Genomic DNA, 16,925 nt, shown 5'->3' with positions numbered 1-16,925 from the left:
GATGGCCTTCGTGCTGGAGAACCGCCGGGCACGGCACGACTACGAGATCCTGGAAACCTACGAGGCGGGGCTCGTCCTCAAGGGAACCGAGGTCAAATCCCTGCGGGCTGGGAAGGTGGACTTCACGGGGAGCTTCGCCAAGTTTGAAAACGGCGAGCTTTACTTGGAAAACCTCTACATCGCCCCCTACGAAAAGGGATCCTACACCAACGTGGACCCCAGGAGAAAGCGCAAGCTCCTTCTCCACCGCCACGAGCTCAACCGGTTAAGGGGAAAGGTGGAGCAAAAGGGTCTCACCCTGGTACCCCTTAAGATTTACTTCAACGAACGGGGCTATGCCAAGGTGCTTCTGGGTTTGGCCCGGGGAAAAAAGGCCTATCAAAGGAAAGAAGACGACAAGAAGCGGGCCGTGCGGCGGGCTCTGGAGGAGTTATGAGGTTCCTGGCGCTGGCCTTGCTCCTCCTTCTCGCCTTGGCCCAGGCTCCAAGGCCCCTCCTGGTGGGGGGAGAGGTGGGCCAGGCCCTTTACCCGGGGGGGCGGGGCGTGTCCTATGGAGAAGTGGAGCTTCTAGCCCGGGGCCTGGGGCTCGCCCTGTGGCAAGGGGAAGGCCAGGTGGCCCTGGGCCTGGGAAGCCGTTACAAGGCCTTCCCCCTGGTGGAAAACGAGGCCCAGGCCGCCGCCCGGGGGGCCGCTTGGAAACGGGGTCAGGAGGTCTTCGTTCCTTTACGGCCCTTAGGCGAGGCCTTGGGCCTGGAGTACCGGGCCCAGGAAGGCATCCTCCTCCGTCTTCCTTGGGCCCGTCTTCTCGGCATGACGCGGGGACCAGACCGGGTGGTCCTGCGCTTCTCCCGGGAGGTGAACGCCCTGGTGGAGGGCAACAGCGTCCTCTTTCTCCTGGCCCAGGGAGAGGGGGCGGGCCTGAGCCAAGAGGCCCAGGGCCTGCGCCTGGCCCTGGAAAGCCCACCCGCCCGGCTCTACTACCCCGGTGGGGGCCAGGTGGTCCTGGAGTGGGGTTCCCTGGTTAGACCCAGGCCCACGGTGCTCCTGGACCCAGGGCACGGGGGGCAGGACCCTGGTATCTCGGCAGAAGGCTTCTTGGAAAAAGACCTCACCTTGGATCTGGCCAAGAGGGTAGCCTCCCGCCTGCCTGGCGCCAGGCTCACCCGGCAAGGGGATCAAACCGTACCCCTCGAGGCCCGCTTAGCCCAGGCGCAAACCGCCTCGGTGGTGGTTTCCCTGCACGTGACCCGGGGCAGCACCGTTAACCTCTACCTGCCCAAGGCCCGCACCTCTCCCCTCGCCCAGAACGCCGAAGCCCTCTTGGCCACGGCCCCGGCAGAGCAAGCCGCCTTGCTCAAGGTCTACGCCGGCGACCCCAGACGCCTGGCGGAGGCCCTGGAAAAGGCCTTCTCTGCCCTGGGCATCGTGCTGGCCCGGGCTGAGGGTCCCTACGCCCTCACGGATATCCCCGGGGCAGGGGTACTCCTGGAGGTGGGGGTAGAGCGGCTCAAGACCCCTGAGGCCCGCAACCAGGTGGCGGAGGCCATCGCCCAGGCCATCCGCACCTACTTGGAGTAGCCATGCGCCGACTCTTGACCTTCTGGAACCTCCTTGGCCTTGCCGTTTTCGCCCTGGGGGCAATGGTCTACTGGCAAAGCCCAGGGTACCCGGTTTCCTCCGCCCTGCCCTTGCCCTCGGAGGAAACCCTGGCCGCAAGCAGCCTGCCCACCATCCTTTACCTTCCCAATCCCCCTCAAGGCCTCCGGAAGGAAACCCGCACCCTGGAGCTGGCCCCGGGGGACACGCCGGAGAGCAAGATTCTGGCCACCTGGGCCGAGACCCTTCAAGCCCCCAAGCCCCGGGCCCTTTACCGGCTGGGCAAGCTTTTCGTGGTGGATCTTCCCGGCGACTTTGCCCTGGGTCTGGATGCTAGCCAGGAAGCCCTGCGCCTCTACAGCCTGGCCTATACCCTCCTTTCCACCTTCCCCCAGGCCCAGGAGGTGCGCTTTCTGGTGGAGGGAGAGCCCAAGCCAGGCCTGGCACATCTCGATTTGAGCCAGCCTTTCCGCCTACCATGAAGGACACCTGGCGCATAGACCGCCTCATCCTCCAGGGGTTCAAATCCTTTGCGGAGCGCACCGCCCTGGACTTCCCGGATCCCATCACCGGGATCATCGGGCCCAATGGCTCCGGCAAGAGCAACCTGGTGGAGGCCTTGCGCTTCGTGACCGGAGCCCGGGCCCACGAGCTACGCGGGCAGGAACTCGGCACCCTCCTCTTCCACGGGGGCGAGGGCCGCCCGCCCCAGGCCATGGCGGAGGTCCGCCTGGAGCTTTCCCGGGGAAGGGAAAGGCTTACCGTGGAACGGCGCATCGAAGGGGACCGCTCCCTCTTCCGGGTAAACGGCCGCCCCCTAAGCGCCAAGGCCCTGGCCCTCCACCTTGCGGGCACAGGCCTCGGCCGGGGGGGATACGCCATCGTGGGCCAAGGGGAGGTGGCGGCTCTTCTGGAGGCCCCCGGAGAGGTTCTGCTCGCCCACCTAGAGGAGGCCGCCGGACTGAAACCGGTGGTGGAAGCGGCCCGGGTGGCTGAGAAGGAGCTGGAAGAGGCGCACCGCCTTCTGGAAGAGCGCGAGCGGGAACTTCAGGAGCTTAAGGCCCAGGTAGAACGGCTTAGAGGGGAAGCCCACCGGGCCAAGCGCGCCCAGACCCTGGACCTGGAGGCCCTGGCCCTCAGGGTAAGCCTCGTGGAAGCCCGCATGGAGGAAGCCCAAGCCGAGATGGCGAGAGCCGAGGAGCGGCTTAAGGCCCTGGCCAGGGAGGAGGAAACCCTAGAGAGGGAGCGCCAAGCCCTGGAGAAAAAGCGCCTGACCCTGGCCCGCGAAGAGGAATCCCTGCGCCAGGAACTGGAAGCGGTGCGCCTGCTCCTAAAGGAGCGGGAAGGCTTCGAGCGGGAGCTTAAGGAGCTCGCCCGCCTGCACAAGGCCCTGGACCGTCCCCCACCCGAGGACCCCGGCCCCCCAATACCCCCTCCCCCCCGGCCCCTCGAGGAGCTCCGCACCCAGCTGAGGCATTTGAAAGCGGAAGAAGCCCGCCTGCTGGCCGCCAAAAAGCGCCACGAGGAAGCCTTCCGCCGGTACCTGACGGAAACCGCCCGCTACGAGGAACGCCTGAAGGCTTACCAGGAAGCCTTGGCGGAACGCGCCCACTTGGAGGAGGAGCTTGCTCAAAGGCTTGAGGAACTTCGGGACCTCGAGGGGAAAATGGCCGAACGGAAGCGGTTGGAAACCCACCTCACCGACCTGCGCGCCCAGGCCCAGGGAGCCCTTAGGGAGACCGAACGGCTCAGGCGGCTTCTGGAGGCCGGCAGCGACCTGCACGAAGGACCCCGAAGGGTACGGAAGCTTCCTGGGGTGCTGGGGGTGGTTGCGGACCTGGTGCGACCCGAAGCGGGGCTGGAGCTGGCCTTGGAGGTGGCCCTGGGCCCCCGGCTCCAATGGGTCCTCACCCAGGACGAGGAAGCCGCCAAGGCCGCCATCGCCCTCCTGAAACGGGAAGGGGGCCGGGCCACTTTCCTGCCCTTAACCCTTCTATCCCCGCCACCTCCCCCCTCTCCCCCTCCCGCGCCCGGCCTCCTGGGACCCGCCTTCCGCCTGGCCCGGCTCCGGCACCCGGGCTTGCCCGAGGAGAAAATCCTCCTGGCCCTCTTAGGGGATACCCTGGTCTTCGCCGACCTGGATGCAGCCCTGGCGTACCGAAGGGCCTTGGGCCGGGAAAGGGTGGTCACCCTGGAAGGCGAGGTGCTGGAGCGCCTGGGAGCCCTATCCGGTGGGCGCCTAAAAGGAGGTGGGGAAACCCTTCTCTTGAGGCGGCGTCTGGAGGACCTGGAAACCGAGCAGGACCAGCTTGCCGGGGAGATCAAAGCCCTAGAGGAAGCCCTGGCCTCCTTACCCCCCTACCGCCGCCTGGAGGAAGCCCGAGCCCAGGTGGGAGCCCTGCAAGCTAGGCTTCGCTCCCCCCTACCCCCGCCTCCCCAACCCCCCACACCGCCTCAGGAAACCTGGGAGGAGGCCCGGCTTCTCGCCCTGGAGAAGGAAAGAGAGGAGCTGGAAGGAATCCTGGCACAAGCGGAGGCCCACGAGCGCTGGCGCCTGCTCTCCCAAGCCCGGGAGGCTTGGGCGGCATCCCAGGAGGAAGTGCGCCGCATCCAGGCCAGGATGGAGGAATTGAAGGCCAAACTCGCCGCCACCCAGCCCCTTCTGGCCAAGGCCCAGGAGCTAGAGGAACGCCTTAAGGCCGTGCGGGCGGAAAGGACAAACCTCGAGGACCAGCAAACCCGGGCCCTCACCCGGGCCAACGCCCTCTTGAGCGAGCGGGAAAACCTCCGCCTGCTCCTGGCCCGCAGGGAAGCCCTCCTGGAGGAACTGGGGCGGGAGAGGGCCTCCTTCCCCCCGCTGGACCGCCTGCCCGGCACCCCCAGGGCCCTCCAGGCCAGGCTGGCCCAGGTGGAACGGGAACGGGCAAGCTTGGGACCCGTAAACGCCCTGGCGGAAAGGGAGCTAATGGAGTTGGAAGCCCGCCTCGAGGCCCAGGCCAAAGAGGTGCAGGAGGCCACGGAAGCCCTCCTTCGCCTCGAGGCCGAGGCCAAGGCCGTGGAAAAAGCCTACGGGGAGCGGCTGAAGGAGAGCTACCAGGTTTTCCAAAGCGCTTTTCAGAAATACGCCCTAGCCCTCCTCGGAGCCCGGGCCGAGGTCAGGCGGGAAGGGCAGGGGCTAAAGCTGGTGGTGATCCCGGCGGGAAAGCGCACCCAGGACCTCCGCCTCCTCTCCCTGGGGGAAAAGACCCTGGGGGCCCTCGCCTTCCTCTTCTCCCTGGGCGAACTCCAGGGCGGCTTACCCTTGGCCGTGCTGGACGAGGTGGACGCCGCTCTTGACGAGGCCAACCTCGTCCGCTTCACCCGCTTCCTCAACTCCGGCAAGCAGTTCATCCTGGTCACCCATCAGAAGCGCACCATGGAAGCCTGCCACGCCCTCTATGGGGTCACCGCCCAAGGGGGCGTGAGCCGGGTGTTCTCCATCCGCAAGGAGGCCGCCCATGACCCTAAATGAATACCAGCAGGAGGCCAAGAAAACCGCCCTTTACCCCGAAGCCTACCGGCTTCTTTACCCCACCCTCGGCCTGGCGGGGGAAGCCGGGGAACTGGCCAACAAGGTAAAAAAAATCCTCCGGGACCATGGAGGAAACCTCAGCCAGGCTACCCGGGAGGATCTGGTGGCTGAGCTCGGGGATGTGCTCTGGTATGTGGCCCAGCTGGCCACCGACCTAGGGGTGAGCTTGGAGGAGGTGGCCCAAGGCAACCTGGCTAAGCTACGCTCCCGGCTGGAACGGGGAAAAATCGGGGGCTCAGGGGACAACCGCTAACGAAAATCACTTGCATCTAATACCCCTTTAGGGTATAGTGTCCCTCGGCTGGTGTACCAGCCGAGGAGGTTTAGGATGGAAGAGACCGTTACCCTACCCCGTTTAAACGAACCCGCGCCGGACTTCGTGGCCAAGACCACGGCTGGGGAGCTTCGGCTATCCGACCTCAAGGGCAAATGGGTGGTGCTCTTCAGCCACCCCGCCGACTTCACCCCGGTCTGCTCCACGGAGTTCCTGGCCTTCGCCCGGCGTCAAAAGGAGTTTGAAGAACTGGGAGTCCAGCTGGTAGGGCTCTCCATTGACTCCATCTACTCCCACTTGGCCTGGCTTAAGGACCTCGAGGAGATGTCCGGGATCCCCATCAACTTCCCGGTCATCGCCGACCTGGACATGAGGGTGTCCAAGCTTTACGGCATGATCCACCCTGCCGCCAGCGAAACCGCTGCGGTGCGGGCGGTGTTCATCATCGACCCCAACGGCATCCTCCGGGGCATGCTCTACTATCCCCTCACCACTGGCCGCAACATCGACGAGATCCTGCGCTTCATCCGGGCCCTACAGTTCACCGACCGCACCGGCTTGAACACCCCCGCCGACTGGCAGCCGGGTGAGCCCGCCATCGTGAAGCCCCCAGCCACCCTGGACGAGGTCAAGGCCGACGAGGCCAGGAAGGCCGAGTACACGGAGTACAAGCGCTGGTATCTGCGCCTTAAGAAGGCGGAGTAGGAAAACCCCAACCCCCCGGGGTGGGATCCCCGGGGGGATTACCTTAAAGCCTAATCGAAAAGGTCAAAGATCTCCAGGAAGCCCTTTTTCTTGCGGTAAGGCTTCCCCTCCTTACGGTAGTACACCTCCCGCTCCTCCTCGTAGGCCCGCTCCACCTCCTTGGCTTCCGCCAGGAGTTTTTCCAACTCCCCCCTATCCAGCCACACCCCCCCGCACTGGGGGCAGACGTCGATGAGGACCCCGCGCCTTTCCACCTCCTTCATGCCCACCTGGCAGCTTGGGCAAAGGAGAAGGGGCATCTACTCCTCCCTCCGGCCCATGAGGAGGCTGGCGTAGTAAAGGATGGTGGCCAAGGAGCTGGCCAAGGCGGCCACGTAGGTAAGGGCTGCCCAGGTGAGCACCTGCCGGGCAGGGGCCATCTCCTGCTGGGAGAGGAAGCCCATGCGCCGCAGGAACTCCAGGGCTCGCCTGGAGGCGTCGAACTCCACGGGGAGGGTCACCAGCTGGAATAGGGCCACCGCCAGGTAGAGGTAAAGCCCGAGCTTGGCCAAACCGATGGCCCCCAGCATCAACCCGACCACCACCAGGATTGGACCTAGGTTGGTGCCCAGGCTGGCCGCCGGCCACAGGCTGGCCCGCACCCGAAGCCAGGTGTAGCCATGGGCATCCTGGACCGCATGCCCCACCTCGTGGGCGGCCACCGCCAGGGCCGCCAGGCTGGGCGAGGCGTAGTTGGGCTCGGAAAGCCGCACCGCCTTGGCGTGGGGGTCGTAATGGTCCGTGAGGGCCCCGGGCACCGGTTCCACCCGGACGTGACTTAAGCCGTGGGCATCCAGGATGGCCCGCGCCACCTCAGCCCCCGTAAGCCCCCGGTTGTTGGCCACCCGGCTGAATCGGGCGAAGGTAGCCTGTAAACCACCTTGAATCACCAGGCTGGCCACGAAGACCAACCCCATGAGCAAGAGCGCCAGTATGTCCATTCCCGTCCACCTCCTTCCGAGGAGTAGCAAAAACCGAGGCCACCCATACAGGTGGTCTCGCCATGCGCCCTTAGGCGCCCCAGCCGACCGGGGAAGGCTCCCGTACTGACGACCGGCTGGCCCCCACTGGGGGCGGCTACTCCCCGCAGGTACCTTTATACCAGACTCAGCCCTTTCTGGCAAGGATCGGGACGGGAATGTGCACGGACCCCCTTTACTCTCACCCGCTCAAGGGTATCTTGTGGGCGGGAGGTGAGGTATGGGTTACGCGCATCCCGAGGTTCTGGTGAGCACAGACTGGGCCCAGGAGCACCTGGAGGATCCCAAGGTGAGGATCCTCGAGGTGGACGAGGACATCCTGCTCTACGAGACTGGCCATATTCCCGGGGCACAAAAGGTGGACTGGCAGAGGGACTTCTGGGACCCCGTGGTGCGGGATTTCGTGGACGAGGAAGGATTTGCCAGCCTCATGGAAGGGCTCGGCATCTCCAACGACACCACCGTGGTCCTCTACGGGGACAAGAACAACTGGTGGGCCGCCTATGCCTTCTGGTTCTTCAAGTACAACGGCCACCAGGATGTGCGCCTCATGAACGGAGGACGCCAGAAATGGGTGGAGGAGGGCCGTCCCCTGACCACCGAGGTGCCCACCTACCCCAAGGGGAGCTACCGGGTAGCTTACCGGGACGAGTCCATCCGCGCCTACCGGGACGAGGTCCTCAAGCACATCCTCAAGGTCAAAGAGGGCAAGGGCGCCCTGTTGGACGTGCGAAGCCCCGAGGAGTACCGGGGAGAGCTTACCCACATGCCCAACTACCCTCAGGAAGGAGCCCTACGGGCTGGCCACATCCCAGGGGCTAAAAACATCCCCTGGGCCAAGGCGGTAAATCCCGATGGAACCTTTAAAACGGCGGAGGAGCTCAAGGCCCTGTACCAGTCCCTAGGGATCACCCCGGACAAGGACGTGGTGGTCTACTGCCGCATCGCCGAGCGCTCCAGCCACTCCTGGTTTGTCCTCAAATACCTTTTGGGCTATCCGCACGTGAAGAACTACGATGGCTCCTGGACGGAGTGGGGCAACCTGGTGGGGGTTCCGGTAGCCAAAGGGGAGGAATAGCTCAATCCTCGGAAGCCTCCCCCAGGGCCTGGGCGGCCAGCCGACGCCCCGTGGGGGTGTCCGCCAACCCCCCCAGGCCTGTTTCCTTGAGCTCCAAGGGTAGGAGGCGGCCGATGCCCGCCATGGCCAGGATCACCTCGTCGGGGGGGATCACGCTCCTTATCCCCGCCAGGGCCATGGAGGCGGCGCTCACCGCATGAACGGCGTAAAAGCCATTGCGCATCACGCAGGGCACCTCCACAAACCCCCCCACGGGATCGCAAACCAAACCCAGGGTATTCTGCAGGGCCAAGGCCGCCGCATGGGCAGAGGCCTCGGAGCTTCCCCCGAGAAGCTCGGTAACGGCGGCCGCCGCCATGGCCGCCGAGGAACCGATTTCCGCCTGGCACCCCCCGCTGGCCCCGGCGATGTAGATCTGGCGGTTGATGATCTTGGCCACCCCGGCGGCCAGGACCATGGGCATGAGGAGGTCCTGATCGGGGATGCCCAGGTGATCCGCCACCCCCAGCAAGGCCCCGGGAAGCGTCCCGGCGCTGCCCGCCGTGGGAGCAGCCACAATCCGACCCATGCGGGCATTTTCCTCATTGACCGCCATGGCGTAGGCCTGGACTCGTTTCAAGAGAGGGTCCCGCAAGGGATCCGGGGCTTCCCACAAGGTCTTGGCATTCTTCCCCACCATTCCCGCCACGCTGGGGGCATCCGAGGCGAGACCCCTCCGGATGGAATCCCGCATGATGCCAAGGCGCTCCCGAAGCTTATCCAGGATGGTCTCGGGAGCCAGCCCGGTTTCCTCCACCTCCTCGCGAAGCAACGCCTCCGACGCCCGGCCGGGAAGGGCAGCAAGGTCGTTCAGGGTCAACGGCATAGCCTAAGTATAGGCTTTGGCCTCGTCTTCACACCGCAGGCCTATGCTAAAGGCCAGGATGGGCAACCCTGGATCCCGCCTCCGCGTGCTGATCGCCGACGACCACCCCCTCTTCCGCCTGGGGCTTAGGGCGGGCCTCGAGGGGGAAGGGCTCGTGGTGGTGGCCGAGGCCCAGGACGGTAGGGAGGCCATGGAAAAGACCCTGGCCCTGAACCCGGAAGCGGTTCTCTTGGACCTGAGGATGCCCGTATTGGATGGGCTAGAGTGCACCCGTATGCTCCGGAAGAAGGGGTATTCCGGCCTCATCGCCCTCCTCACCACCTACCAGGAGCCCGCTTTGGTGCGGGAAGCCTATCTGGCCGGGGCCAACGCCTACTTTTCCAAGGAGCTGTCGGCCCCCGAGCTGAAAAGACGCCTCCTGCGCGTGGCCCAGGGGGAGGAACGCCTCACACCCCCCGACCTCCCCACCCTGACGCCCAGGGAGGAAGAGGTACTGGGCCTTCTGGCCCACGGGCTTTCCGTGAAAGAGATGGCCAAGGCCCTGGGCCTTTCCCCGGATACGGTGAAGGACCATCTGGAAAGCCTCTACGGCAAGCTCCTGGCCCGAAACCGGGTGGAAGCCCTGGAAAAGGCAAGGTCCCTGGGATTCCTGGCGAAGAAATAAGGAAGGGCGCGTTTGCCCTTCCTTCCCTTAACCCCCGGTCTACTCGGCGGGGAGTTTCCCTTCGGAAGCCCCCTGAGTAGCGTCCTGGGCAGCTTCCGCCTCCTCCTTGGCCACCCGGGCCCTTTCCTGGTCCTGGCCAATGCGCTTGCGGTCGGCGCGGAGCTTGCGGCGAATCTCCCTTTCGGAAAGCTCACGGATGAAGTAAAGCTTGGCCCGCCGGGCCCGGCCCCGCTGGACGATCTCAATCCGCTCAATGAGGGGGGAGTTTAGGGGGAAGATGCGCTCCACCCCTACCCCATAGCTCACCTTGCGCACGGTGAAGCTGGTGTTGTACCCGTTCCGCTTGATCTTGATGACGATGCCCTCAAAGTTCTGCACCCGGGTGCGGTTGCCTTCCTTTACCCGGTAGGCCACCCGCACGGTGTCGCCGGGCCGGAACTCGGGGAGATCGGTGCGGGTATACTTGGCCTCCACTACCTTAAGCAGCGCTCCTCGGTTCATGTTCTCCTCCCTCCCCAGAGGAACCCCTAGGGGTTCATGGGCAACAGACCTAAGTCTAGCCCTCGCGGTCCATTTCCGCAAGCCAGGCCACCTCGAGGGGCCCAAGCCTTGCCTCCCGCACAAGCTCCGGCCTCACGGTAAGGGTCTTCCGCAAGGCTTCCCGCCTGCGCCACCGATCTACCTCAAGGTGGTTTCCCAAAAGGAGAACCTCCGGCACCCGAAGCCCGCGGAACCCCGGGGGGCGGGTGTAGTGGGGGTGGTCCAGGAGCCCGCGGACAAAGGAATCCCTCCTGTGGCTTTCCGGATCCCCGATCACCCCGGGAATAAGCCGGGCGGTGGCCTCCAGCACCGCCAAGGCCGCCACCTCCCCCCCCATGAGCACGTAATCCCCGATGGAAAGGGAACGGGTCACAAAGGCCTCCACCCGGGCGTCAAACCCCTCGTACCGCCCGGAAAGAAGGACCAGGTGATCCCTTTGGGCCAGCTCCTCCGCCACCCGTTGGGTGAAGGGCTCCCCCGCCGGGGAAAGGAGGATCACCTCATCCGCAGGCAAAACCGCCTCCAAGGCCGCCACCGCCACATCGGGGCGGATCACCATGCCCGCCCCGCCGCCATAGGGGGTATCGTCCACGGTACGGTGCCGCCCCAGGCCAAAGGCCCTGAGGTCCACCACCTCCACCTGGATGAGACCCCGCTCCTGGGCTTTCTTTAGGAGCGATTCCGAAAGCCAGGGGCGTATGAGGCCGGGGAAAAGGGTGAGGATAGTGTAGCGCATTCAGTCAAAGAGGCCGGGGATGGGCTCCACGTGGATGCCCTCCCCCTCCACCCGCACGTAGGGCGCCTGCAAGGGTACCAGGCGCTCCGTCTGGTCGCGAAGCCTTTCCCCCACACCCTTGATCACCAGGACATCCTGGGCTCCCGCGTCCAGGATGTCCACCACCTCCCCCATCTTCAAGCCCCCCACGTAAACGGGTAGGCCAATAAGGGCAAAATAGTAGTACTGGCCCTCCTCGAGGGGGGGAAGTTCCTCCACCTCGGCATACACCCGGAGGCCCACCAAGGGCTCGGCCAGCTCCCGGCTGGAAACCCCCGCCAGGTGAACCACCAGGTCATCCCCCACCCGGTAGAAATCCTCCACCGCCCGCCAGCCATGCCCTTCCACGTAGACCCGCTCCAGGTGAGCCACCACGGGCTCACCCCGGAACTTCAGACCCCCACGCAGAGCATAGGAGGCACCGAACCGACCGATCTCCACCAGGCGCATCCCCTCCCATTATGCCAAAGCCCCGCCCCTAGCGCACCTCCACCCCCACCTTGCGCTTGGCGTAGGCTCGCACCAGGGTACGGATGGACTCAATGACCCGGCCCTGCTTGCCGATGAGCCGGCCCTTATCCTCAGGGGCCACCTCCACCACGTACACCGGCCCCTCACGGGTGCGCCTTTCCTGCACCCGGACCCGCTCCGGCTGGTCCACCACACTCTTGGCCAGGTATTCCACCAGGTCCTTCATGGTTCCATGTTAAGGCAAAGGCACCGGGCGGGAAAGCGCACCGGCGCCCTCAGGGGCCCTAACCCCTAGCCTTCCTTCCGGAAAACCCCCGCCTGCCGGAGAAGCCTCCGGGCGGTGTCCGTGGGCTGGGCCCCTACGGAAAGCCAGTACTTGGCCCGCTCCACGTCCACCTTCAGCCACTCGGGAGTGGTCTTGCGGGGATCGTAGTACCCGATCTTTTCGATGTAAGCGCCGTCGCGTTTCCTGCGGCTGTCGGTGACCACGATGCGGTAGTGAGGGTTGTGCTTGGAGCCAAAACGAGAAAGCCGGATCTTTACCATTCTTTCCTACCTCCTGAACATTCCCATGAGTCCCCGGCCCTTGTTCTTCTCCAGGGACTTCATTAGGGCCTTGGTTTCCTCGAAGGCCTTGATGAACCGGTTGATCTCCTGCACGCTGGTGCCGCTTCCCCTGGCGATGCGCCTGCGCCGGGAGGCGTTTAGGATGCGGGGGTCCTTCCGCTCCTCAGGGGTCATGGAAAGGACAATGGCCTCGAGGCGCTTGATGGCCTTATCGTCCACCCGGACCCCCGCAGGCAAGGCCTTTCCCACCCCAGGCAACATGGAAAGGACCTCCGAGAAGGAACCGAGGCGCTTCAAGTTTTGCATCTGTTTGAGAAAATCCTCCAGGGTGAGCTCCTTGGCGGACTTGGGGGTCTCCGCCTCGAGGCCCGCAGCCCGAACCTTCTCCGCCAGGGTGGCCACATCCCCCATGCCCAGGATGCGGCTCGCCAGCCGGTCGGGGTAGAAGGGTTCCAGGCCCTCGGGGCGCTCGGAAACCCCGGCGAAGTAGATGGGCTTCCCCGTCACGTGCCGGGCGGAGAGGGCCGCCCCACCCCGGGCATCCCCATCCAGCTTGGTGAGGATGAGCCCCGTGACCCCCACCCGCTCGTCGAAGGCCTTAGCCACCGAAAGGGCCTCCTGGCCCGTCATGGCATCCAGGACCAGGAGCACCTCGTCAGGGTTCATGGCCTCCTTGAGGCGGGCAAGCTCCGCCATCAAAGGCTCGTCGATCTGCAGGCGCCCGGCGGTGTCCACCAGGATCAGGTCGCGAACCTCCTGCCTGGCCTTCTCCTCCACCCGGCGGCGGATGGACTCGGGGCTCTCCCCATCCTGCACCTCCAGGACCGGGACCCCGATCTTTTCCCCCAGGATGCGAAGCTGCTCCCGGGCTGCAGGGCGCTGGGTGTCGGCAGCCACCAGAAGGGGCCTGCGCCCCTTGCCCTTATAAAAGAGGGCCAGCTTAGCAGCGGTGGTGGTCTTGCCGGAGCCCTGGAGGCCCACCAGGAACCACAGGTTCTGGTTCTTCAAGGTGGGGAAGCGGGGTTCCCCGCCCAAGGCCTCCTTCAGGGCCTCGTAGACCGTGGCCAAGACCACCTCCGCCGGGGTAAGGCTTTCCAGGACCTTCTGGCCCAGGGCCTTCTCCCGAACGCTTTCCACGAAGGCCCTCGCCACCTCCAGGTTCACGTCGGCGTCCATAAGGGCCCGACGGATCTCCCTGAGGGTGGCCTTCAGGTCCTCCTCGGTGATACGGCCCCGTCCCCTTAAGCGGTCTATGGCCTCCTGCAGTCTTCCCGCCAGCTTCGCAAACATGAGCCTCCCGGCCACCAGGCCGGGCCTTAGGATAGGACACACCCCTTGAGTGTGTCAACCTCAATTTTTCCCACATTTCTAGTGGGCGCGGTTGACGATCCCGACCGGGAACCCTAGGCTAAGGAAGGTATGCTAGGGGCTTCGCCCTCGAGTCCTAGGCCCTGAAGGCCGCCCAGCAGGCGGCCTTCGGGCGAAAGGAGGCCGCCTGTGGAGACGACCCTTTTCCCTCTGCGCCAAGCCCTGCAAGAAGGCGACACCCTAAAGCTACAGAGGCTCCTGGAGGAAACCCATCCCCAGGACCTTTTGGCCGTGTGGGATGACCTCGAGGGGGAACACCGCTATGTGGTCCTCACCCTCCTGCCCAAGGACCGGGCGGCGGAGGTCTTCGCCAACCTCCCTGCGGAGGAGCAGGCAGAGTACCTCAAAACCCTTCCCCCCTGGCGGGTGCAGGAACTCCTTGAGGAACTTTCCCTGGACGACCTAGCCGACGCTCTCCAGGCGGTGGAGGAGGAGGACCCTAACCTGACCCGCCGCCTCAAAGAGGCCCTGGACCCCGAGACCCGGGCCGAGGTGGAGGAGCTCACCCAGTACGAGGAGGACGAGGCAGGCGGCCTCATGACCCCCGAGTACGTGGCGGTGCGGGAGGGCATGACCGTGGAGGAGGTCATCCGCTTCCTGCGCCGGGCTGCCCCCGATGCGGAAACCATTTACTACATTTACGTGGTGGACGAGGCGGGCCGCCTCAAGGGGGTCCTGTCCTTGAGGGACCTCATCGTGGCCGACCCGAAGACCAAGGTGGCGGAGATCATGAACCCCAAGGTGGTCTTCGCCCGCACAGACACCGACCAGGAGGAGGTGGCCCGCCTCATGGCCGACTACGACTTCACCGTCTTGCCCGTGGTGGATGAGGAAGGGGTGCTGGTGGGCATCGTTACGGTGGACGACGTGCTGGACGTTTTAGAAGAGGAAGCCACCGAGGACATCCACCGCTTAGCGGCGGTGGACGTGCCGGACCTGGTGTACAGCCAAGCCTCCCCCATCGCCCTCTGGATGGCCCGGGTGCGCTGGCTGGTGATCCTTATCCTGACCGGCATGATCACCAGCTCCATCCTGCAGGGGTTTGAAAACCTCCTCCATGCCGCTACCGCCTTGGCCTTCTATGTGCCCGTGCTTCTGGGCACGGGGGGCAATACCGGCAACCAGTCTGCTACCCTCATCATCCGCGCCCTGGCCACCCGGGACCTGGACCTGAGGGACTGGCGGCAGGTACTCCTCAAGGAAAGCATGGTGGGAAGCCTCCTGGGTCTTACCCTGGCCCTTTTGCTCCTGGGCAAGGTTTTCCTCGATGGCAACGCCTTCCTGGCCCCGGTGGTGGGCCTAGCCCTCTTCCTTCTGGTGCTCTTTGCCAACATGGTGGGAGCCATGCTCCCGGTGGTGCTTAGGCGCCTGGGGGTGGACCCGGCCCTGGTTTCCAACCCCCTGGTGGCCACCCTTTCCGACATCTCGGGCCTTCTCATTTACCTTTCGGTAGCCCGCCTACTCCTTAACCTGGGATGATGCGGCTTTCCATGGTGGTGGAATGGAGCAAAGGAAGCCCCTTCCGCTATGCCTGGAAGGAAGGGCACCTGGCCCTGGTGGCCGTGGACCAACCGGCGCCGGTGAACTATGGCCTCATTCCTGGCCTCATCAACCCCGCCGACGGGGAGGAGGTGGATGCGGTTTTCCTGGGACCTCCCCTTTCCCCGGGAACCCAGGTGGAGGGGGAAGTGGTAGGCATGGTGTGGCTGGCGGACGGAGACCACAAGATCCTCCTCGAGGCCCAGGGGCAAGGGCCAAGCCCAAGGGAAGCCCAAGAACTCCTCACCTGGTTCCACCAAAGCCGCAAGCCCCTTCTCCTCGGCCCACAGGAGGCCAGGGAGTGGCTGGAGAAGTTGCTCAGAGGATGAGCATAGCGTCCCCCAAAGAGTAAAACCGGTACCGCCCCGCCACCGCAAGCCGGTACGCCTCCATGGTCTTTTCGTAGCCCAGGAAGGCGGCCACCAGCATGAGCAGGGTGGAACGGGGCAGGTGGAAGTTGGTGAAAAGAGCGTCTATGGCCCGGAAGGCATAGGGCGGGCGGATGAAAAGCCGGGTTTCCCCCATCCCCGGCACCACCCCAAGGCCTTCCCGGTAGGCGCTTTCCAGGGCCCGGACCACGGTGGTGCCCACCGCCACCACCCTCCGGCCCTCCTTCTTGGCCCGGTTGATGGCTTCTGCGGTTTCCTCAGGGATTTCGTAGGGCTCGGGGTGCATCTCGTGCTTCTCGGGATCCCCCTTCACCGGGCGGAAGGTGCCGGGGCCCACATGCAGGGTCAGGAAGCGGAGCTCCACCCCCATGCCCCTCAGGCGGGCCAAAAGCTCCGGGGTAAAGTGGAGCCCGGCAGTGGGGGCGGCCACGGAGCCCGGGCGCCTGGCGTACACGGTCTGGTAGCGTTCCGGAGGGATTTTGGCCTTGATGTAGGGGGGCAGGGGCACCTCCCCCACCTCCTCCAGGTGGGCCATCAGATCCCCCTGGAAGCGGAGGAGCCGCACCCCATCCTCCTCCACCCCCACCACCTCCGCCTCGAGGTCCGGAACCAAGCGGAGGTCCCGGGGAGATAGAAAGCGGAGCCTGGTGCCGGGCTTGGCCTTGCGGCCAGGCCCCACCAGGGCTTCCCAAAGCCCCGGAGCCCGCTCCCGCACCAGAAGCACCTCCACCCTTCCCCCCGTGGGCCTTCGGGCCAAGAGGCGGGCGGGGATCACCTTGCTCTCGTTAAAGACCAGCACATCCCCCGGGCGAAGGTATTCGGGAAGGTCCCTGACCTGGCGGTGCTCGGCACGAAAAGGCCCTTCCCTATGGACCACCAGCATCCGGGCGCTATCCCGGGGTTCCACCCCCTCCTGGGCGATGAGTTCTTCGGGCAGGAAGTAGTCGTAGGCCTCGAGGCTCATCGCTCGGCGTTCTTGGGCTCCATGAAGGCGTTGGGGATGTCGGGAAGGTGCACGAAGCGGTCCACGGCGTCAATAAGCTTTTGGGCGGTGGTTTCCCGGAAGGCGATCACCTCCACCCGGATGCCCCGCTCCATGAGGACCTCGAGGATCTCCACAAAGTCCCCATCCCCGCTTCCCAGGACCACCACGTCCAGGTAAGGCATAAGCCGCACCATGTCCGCGGCGATGCCCATGTCCCAGTTCCCCTCGTAGATGGGCTTGCCGCCCTCACCTAGCTCCTTCACCGTGAGGTACATGCGCCGCACCCGGTAGCCGATGGTGGAAAGCTTGTAGATGAAGGGCCAGGCGGAGGTGTCCCCCTCCTTTTCCACCACGTAGGCGGTGGCCCGCACCAGACGCCTTCCTCCCACGGCAAAGCGCAGGAGGCTTTCGAAGTTCACGTTGCGCTCGTAATAGTCCCGAGCGGAGTGGTACAGGTTCTGGGTGTCCACGAAAACGCCCACCCGCTGGTCAGGATGCTGGCCAAGTTCCATCGGCCTC

General features: G+C 65.2%; 21 protein-coding genes. 10 read left to right on the top strand and 11 right to left on the bottom strand.

All coding sequences use genetic code 11. The features are described 5' to 3' along the window. Position 1: 1 nt before the first annotated feature. The 6 genes from smpB (at position 2) to C2847_RS07730 (ending at position 6,146) form a co-directional block, all read left to right on the top strand. Positions 2 to 436, top strand: a complete 435-nt coding sequence (gene smpB, locus C2847_RS07755; RefSeq protein WP_105317862.1) for an SsrA-binding protein SmpB — start codon at positions 2 to 4, stop codon at positions 434 to 436. Continuing rightward, the gene (locus C2847_RS07750; RefSeq protein WP_105317861.1) at positions 433 to 1,578 is read left to right on the top strand and encodes an N-acetylmuramoyl-L-alanine amidase family protein; all 1,146 of its coding nucleotides are present in this window, start codon (positions 433 to 435) and stop codon (positions 1,576 to 1,578) included. Before smpB ends, C2847_RS07750 begins: the two co-directional genes overlap by 4 nt. 2 nt (positions 1,579 to 1,580) lie before the next feature. Continuing rightward, positions 1,581 to 2,078, top strand: a complete 498-nt coding sequence (locus C2847_RS07745) for a GerMN domain-containing protein (protein ID WP_105317860.1) — start codon at positions 1,581 to 1,583, stop codon at positions 2,076 to 2,078. Next, positions 2,075 to 5,107, top strand: coding sequence for an AAA family ATPase (locus C2847_RS07740; protein WP_105317859.1), 3,033 nt, complete (start codon positions 2,075 to 2,077; stop codon positions 5,105 to 5,107). Before C2847_RS07745 ends, C2847_RS07740 begins: the two co-directional genes overlap by 4 nt. Next, positions 5,094 to 5,420, top strand: coding sequence for a nucleoside triphosphate pyrophosphohydrolase family protein (locus tag C2847_RS07735; protein WP_105317858.1), 327 nt, complete (start codon positions 5,094 to 5,096; stop codon positions 5,418 to 5,420). Before C2847_RS07740 ends, C2847_RS07735 begins: the two co-directional genes overlap by 14 nt. Positions 5,421 to 5,495: 75 nt before the next feature. Next, positions 5,496 to 6,146: a peroxiredoxin gene (locus tag C2847_RS07730; RefSeq protein ID WP_105317857.1), complete on the top strand. Its 651-nt coding sequence runs from the start codon at positions 5,496 to 5,498 to the stop codon at positions 6,144 to 6,146. Positions 6,147 to 6,196: 50 nt separating this feature from the next. On the opposite strand, the gene C2847_RS07725 is transcribed toward C2847_RS07730, so the two are convergent. Then, entirely contained in the window at positions 6,197 to 6,445 is a 249-nt protein-coding gene (locus C2847_RS07725) for a TFIIB-type zinc ribbon-containing protein (RefSeq protein ID WP_105317856.1), read from the bottom strand. Further along, entirely contained in the window at positions 6,446 to 7,126 is a 681-nt protein-coding gene (locus tag C2847_RS07720; protein WP_105317855.1) for a zinc metallopeptidase, read from the bottom strand. Positions 7,127 to 7,385: 259 nt separating this feature from the next. On the opposite strand from C2847_RS07720, the gene C2847_RS07715 reads away from it, so the two are divergent. Beyond that, a complete protein-coding gene (locus tag C2847_RS07715; RefSeq protein WP_105317854.1) occupies positions 7,386 to 8,243 on the top strand; it encodes a sulfurtransferase in 858 nt (285 codons plus the stop codon). A gap of 1 nt (position 8,244) precedes the next feature. On the opposite strand, the gene sdaAA is transcribed toward C2847_RS07715, so the two are convergent. Next, complete coding sequence (gene sdaAA / locus C2847_RS07710; RefSeq protein WP_105317853.1) at positions 8,245 to 9,108, bottom strand: L-serine ammonia-lyase, iron-sulfur-dependent, subunit alpha; 864 nt, start codon at positions 9,106 to 9,108, stop codon at positions 8,245 to 8,247. 43 nt (positions 9,109 to 9,151) lie between these two features. On the opposite strand from sdaAA, the gene C2847_RS07705 reads away from it, so the two are divergent. Further along, positions 9,152 to 9,772, top strand: coding sequence for a response regulator transcription factor (locus C2847_RS07705; protein WP_105317852.1), 621 nt, complete (start codon positions 9,152 to 9,154; stop codon positions 9,770 to 9,772). 39 nt (positions 9,773 to 9,811) lie between these two features. On the opposite strand, the gene rplS is transcribed toward C2847_RS07705, so the two are convergent. The 6 genes from rplS to ffh all read right to left on the bottom strand — a co-directional run bounded on the left by rplS (position 9,812) and on the right by ffh (position 13,415). Continuing rightward, positions 9,812 to 10,273, bottom strand: a complete 462-nt coding sequence (gene rplS / locus C2847_RS07700) for a 50S ribosomal protein L19 (RefSeq protein ID WP_105317851.1) — start codon at positions 10,271 to 10,273, stop codon at positions 9,812 to 9,814. 55 nt (positions 10,274 to 10,328) lie between these two features. Beyond that, positions 10,329 to 11,048, bottom strand: coding sequence for a tRNA (guanosine(37)-N1)-methyltransferase TrmD (trmD, locus tag C2847_RS07695; RefSeq protein WP_105317850.1), 720 nt, complete (start codon positions 11,046 to 11,048; stop codon positions 10,329 to 10,331). Next, positions 11,049 to 11,537: a ribosome maturation factor RimM gene (gene rimM / locus C2847_RS07690; protein ID WP_105317849.1), complete on the bottom strand. Its 489-nt coding sequence runs from the start codon at positions 11,535 to 11,537 to the stop codon at positions 11,049 to 11,051. Positions 11,538 to 11,565: 28 nt separating this feature from the next. After that, complete coding sequence (locus tag C2847_RS07685) at positions 11,566 to 11,784, bottom strand: KH domain-containing protein (RefSeq protein ID WP_038056973.1); 219 nt, start codon at positions 11,782 to 11,784, stop codon at positions 11,566 to 11,568. Positions 11,785 to 11,849: 65 nt separating this feature from the next. Then, the gene (gene rpsP / locus C2847_RS07680) at positions 11,850 to 12,104 is read right to left on the bottom strand and encodes a 30S ribosomal protein S16 (RefSeq protein WP_015717279.1); all 255 of its coding nucleotides are present in this window, start codon (positions 12,102 to 12,104) and stop codon (positions 11,850 to 11,852) included. 6 nt (positions 12,105 to 12,110) lie between these two features. Continuing rightward, a complete protein-coding gene (ffh, locus tag C2847_RS07675; RefSeq protein ID WP_105317848.1) occupies positions 12,111 to 13,415 on the bottom strand; it encodes a signal recognition particle protein in 1,305 nt (434 codons plus the stop codon). Between the two features lie 207 nt (positions 13,416 to 13,622). On the opposite strand from ffh, the gene mgtE reads away from it, so the two are divergent. Together mgtE and C2847_RS07665 are read left to right on the top strand one after the other, a co-directional pair. Then, positions 13,623 to 14,972, top strand: coding sequence for a magnesium transporter (gene mgtE, locus C2847_RS07670; RefSeq protein ID WP_105317847.1), 1,350 nt, complete (start codon positions 13,623 to 13,625; stop codon positions 14,970 to 14,972). Continuing rightward, positions 14,972 to 15,361, top strand: a complete 390-nt coding sequence (locus C2847_RS07665; RefSeq protein ID WP_244187380.1) for an inorganic diphosphatase — start codon at positions 14,972 to 14,974, stop codon at positions 15,359 to 15,361. Before mgtE ends, C2847_RS07665 begins: the two co-directional genes overlap by 1 nt. Here the strand turns inward: C2847_RS07665 and queA are convergent. Together queA and C2847_RS07655 are read right to left on the bottom strand one after the other, a co-directional pair. Next, positions 15,351 to 16,385, bottom strand: coding sequence for a tRNA preQ1(34) S-adenosylmethionine ribosyltransferase-isomerase QueA (gene queA / locus C2847_RS07660; protein WP_105317845.1), 1,035 nt, complete (start codon positions 16,383 to 16,385; stop codon positions 15,351 to 15,353). The genes C2847_RS07665 and queA overlap by 11 nt on opposite strands. Beyond that, positions 16,382 to 16,918, bottom strand: coding sequence for a LabA-like NYN domain-containing protein (locus tag C2847_RS07655; protein ID WP_105317844.1), 537 nt, complete (start codon positions 16,916 to 16,918; stop codon positions 16,382 to 16,384). The genes queA and C2847_RS07655 overlap by 4 nt, the downstream gene beginning before the upstream one ends. Positions 16,919 to 16,925: the final 7 nt, after the last annotated feature.

The organism is Thermus tenuipuniceus, from assembly GCF_002964845.1.
Taxonomy (GTDB): Bacteria; Deinococcota; Deinococci; order Deinococcales; family Thermaceae; genus Thermus; species Thermus tenuipuniceus.
This window is presented reverse-complemented; position numbering and strand designations above follow the sequence as displayed.